This window comes from Streptomyces sp. NPDC029164, assembly GCF_055563995.1.
The window spans coordinates 1-3165 of sequence record NZ_JBVHWW010000087.1 but is presented as its reverse complement, the minus strand read 5'-3'; the positions used below and the strand labels follow the sequence as shown (position 1 = coordinate 3165).

Annotated in this window: 1 protein-coding gene and 1 pseudogene; both read left to right on the top strand. The window is 77.5% G+C overall.

Annotated features, from left to right (window positions below):
- Positions 1–185 precede the first annotated feature (185 nt).
- Positions 186–1796: a DUF3492 domain-containing protein gene (locus ACZ4VT_RS37290; protein ID WP_467955807.1), complete on the top strand. Its 1611-nt coding sequence runs from the start codon at positions 186–188 to the stop codon at positions 1794–1796.
- A 536-nt stretch (positions 1797–2332) separates the two neighbouring features.
- Positions 2333–3165 (top strand): annotated as a pseudogene (locus ACZ4VT_RS37285) (hypothetical protein); the annotation flags it as partial.

The window sequence follows — 3165 nt, the reverse complement described above, 5'->3', positions numbered from 1 at the left end:
TCCGCCACGCGGCTTTCAGGGCACACGCAAAAAAAACACGCCGCAACCCCCCCCCCCCCCCCCCCCCCCCCTCCCCCCCCCCCCCCCCCCCCCCCCCCCCCCTTCGGCATATCCGCTTGAGTTCTCCCGCGGCGGGTCGCCTGACCGACGGCGACCGCCTGGACGGGAGATCGGGGGTGCCACTCGTGCGGATCGGACTGGTCACGGAAGGTGGTTATCCGTATGCGACGGGAGAGGCGAGGCTGTGGTGCGACCGGCTCGTGCGCGGTCTCCCGCAGCACGAGTTCGAGCTCTACGCACTGAGCCGCACCGCCGAGCAGGAACGCGCACGGGTCCCGCTGCCCGAGCACGTCACCAGCGTCCGGACGGCCCCGCTGTGGGCTCCCGCCGACGACGGGCGGAGCTACTCCCGGCGCGAGCGCCGGCGGTTCGGCGAGTGCTTCCGGGAGCTGGTCCAGGGGATCTGCGCCGGCGCGCCCGACCCCTTCGCCTCCGGGCTGTACGGACTCGCCGAACTCGCCCGCGAGCAAGGCGGGCTGTACGCGGCACTGCGCTCCGAGTCCGCGGTGCGCGCGCTGGAGTCCGCCTGCCGGGCGCCGGGCGCGAGCGGCACCGTACGGGCGGCGCAGGTGACCGACCTGCTGGAGTCCGTGGACGAACTGGAGCGGCTGCTGCGGCCGTTGTCCCTCGACTGGTACGAGGACCCCGGCGGTCTCGGCGCGGCCGACATCTGTCACGCGGCGGCGGGTGGGGTGGCGGCCCTCCCGGGCCTGCTGGCCAAACGCTTCTGCGGAGTCCCGCTGCTGGTGACCGAGTACGGGGTCCAGCTCCGGGCCCACTACCTCGCCCAGCTCGACGCACGGCGCGAGCCGGCCGACCGCCCCGCCGTACGGGCCCTGCTCGGAGCCTTCCACCTGCGGCTGGCCGTCGAGATCTACGCCCGGGCCGACTTCCTGACCCCCGGCAACGCGCACGCCCGCCGCTGGCAGGAGAAGTGCGGGGCCACCCGCGAGCGGCTGCGCACCGTCTACCCGGGGATGGAGGCGGACCGATTCGCCTCCGTCGGGGAGACCGCCGACTGCGGGGACCCCGACACGCTCGTGTGGGTCGGCCGCGTAGAGCCCGCCAAGGACCTCATCGCCCTGCTGCACGCCTTCGCCGAGGTCCGCCGGGCCGCGCCCGGCACCCGGCTGCGGATCTTCGCCACCGCCGCGGCGCCCGGCTACCTCGCCGACTGCCGCTCGCTGGCCGCGCAGCTCTTCCCCGACGAGGCCGCCGACGCGGTCACGGCCGGGGAGAACCCCGTCACCTTCGAGGAGATCGGCGGGCCCGAGGCGCCCTCGCCGGCCGAGGCGTACGGTGCCGGGCGCGTCGTCGTACTGTCCTCCGTGATCGAGGGCTTCCCGGTGACCCTGGCCGAGGCGATGTTCTGCGGCCGGGCCACCGTCTCCACCGACGTGGGCGCGGTGTTCGAGGTCATCGGCGGCACCGGGCTCGTCGTACCGCCGCGCAATCCGCGGGCGCTGGCCGACGCCTGCCTGTCGCTGTTGCGCGATCCCGAGCGGGCGCAGCGGCTCGGCGCCGCCGCGCGGGCGCGGGCCCTGGAGCTCTTCACCGTCGAGCAGAACGTGGCGGCCTTCCAGGAGATCTACCTGCGGCTGCTGGCGAAGGGCTCCGCCCGGCCGGCCGGGGAAGTCCCCTTCGCCCGGCCCCCGGAGGCCCGCGTCCCGGGCCACTGGACCAGCCCCACCTGGGCCGAGCCCCTCCCGGACCCGAGCTCGGAGGCCGCCGTATGACCACCGTCGACCCGCAGATCGCACCCCCGGCCGATCCGGCTCCGCCGCTTCCGGCTTCGCCGGTGGCAGCCGAGGCCTGGCCGCTCGGAGCCCTGCCTCTTCCCACCCTGCCGACGGCACCTCAGGCCGAGGATCTCGCAGCCTCGTTCGCCCCAGATCCAGCCTTGCCGACGGCACTTCCGGCCGGGGATCTCGCGGCGTCGGCCGCGACGAAATCAGCCTTGCCGACGGCACCTCCGGCCCGGGATCTCGCAGCCTCGGCCGCGGCGAAATCAGCCCCGCCGGCGTGTGAGGCGCGGGGTCCGGGGCGGCGCCCCGGCAGCGGCGCGGCAGGTGTGACGGCGTCCTCTGGTGCACGGTCCGGCGCGGCGCCGTTGCCGGGGGCGCTGCCCCCGGACCCCCGCGCCTCACACGCCGGCGAGGCTGGATTTGCCGGCGAGGCTCGATCTACGTCCGGCGGGGCCGAGAGTGGCGAGGCTGAGTTCGCCCCCGGCAGGGTGGGAGGCGGCGCCGGGCTGCCCGCAGCCGAGGCGGGCGTGAAGCCCGTGCGGCGGCGGGCCGGGGGGGATCCGGTCAAGGCGCTGCTGCACCGGCACCGTGAGCTGTGCGAGCGGGCCGTGGACCCGCTGGAGATCGCCGCCGGCCTGGAGGCCCACGGCATCACCGACCGCACGGCCGCCCGCTTCCGCCACCGCGACGTCTTCTCCCTCGCCGAGGAGCTGTACGCCCGGAGCCCGCGCGCGGAGCACCCCGCCGCCCGGCCCGGCCGGGCCCCCGCAGGGGCCCCGGCCTTCCGGGGCTTCGGCTACGCGCTGCTGCCCGGGGCCCTCGCGTTCGGCGCGGCCGCCGCCGGGCCGGCGTGGGCCGGGCCCGTCGCCGTGGCCGTCACCGTCGTCGCCCTGGTGTGGCCGGGGCGGGCCGCCGGGGGCCGGTTCCCGTACGCCGCGCACCTGCTGGCCGCGGCCCTCGTGGCCTGGGCCGCACACCGGCACGGCGCCGCCCTCGCGGCCGGCCTCGCGCTGGCCGTCGCCCCCGGGCACCTGACCGCCGCCGCGTTCGCCGCGGGGGCCCGGGCCCGGCTCGGCGCGAGCCGCGCCCTGGAGGACTTCGCGGACCGGGCCCGGCCCCTGCTCATCGCGGCCGTCGCCGTGTTCACCGCGGGCGCCGCGGGGGCGGCAGCGCTCGCCGGCACCGCGCTCCCGGTGGCCGTGCCGCTCGCCCTGCTGCTGTTCCTGACCCGGCTCCTGCTCCGGCACGGCGCCCACCGCGGCCCCGTCGGCGCCGCCCTCGCCCTCGCCCTGATCCCGGTCCCGGCGGCGGCGATCGCCGCCGCGGCCGGACTCCTCGTACACGCCGTCCTCGCCCTGTC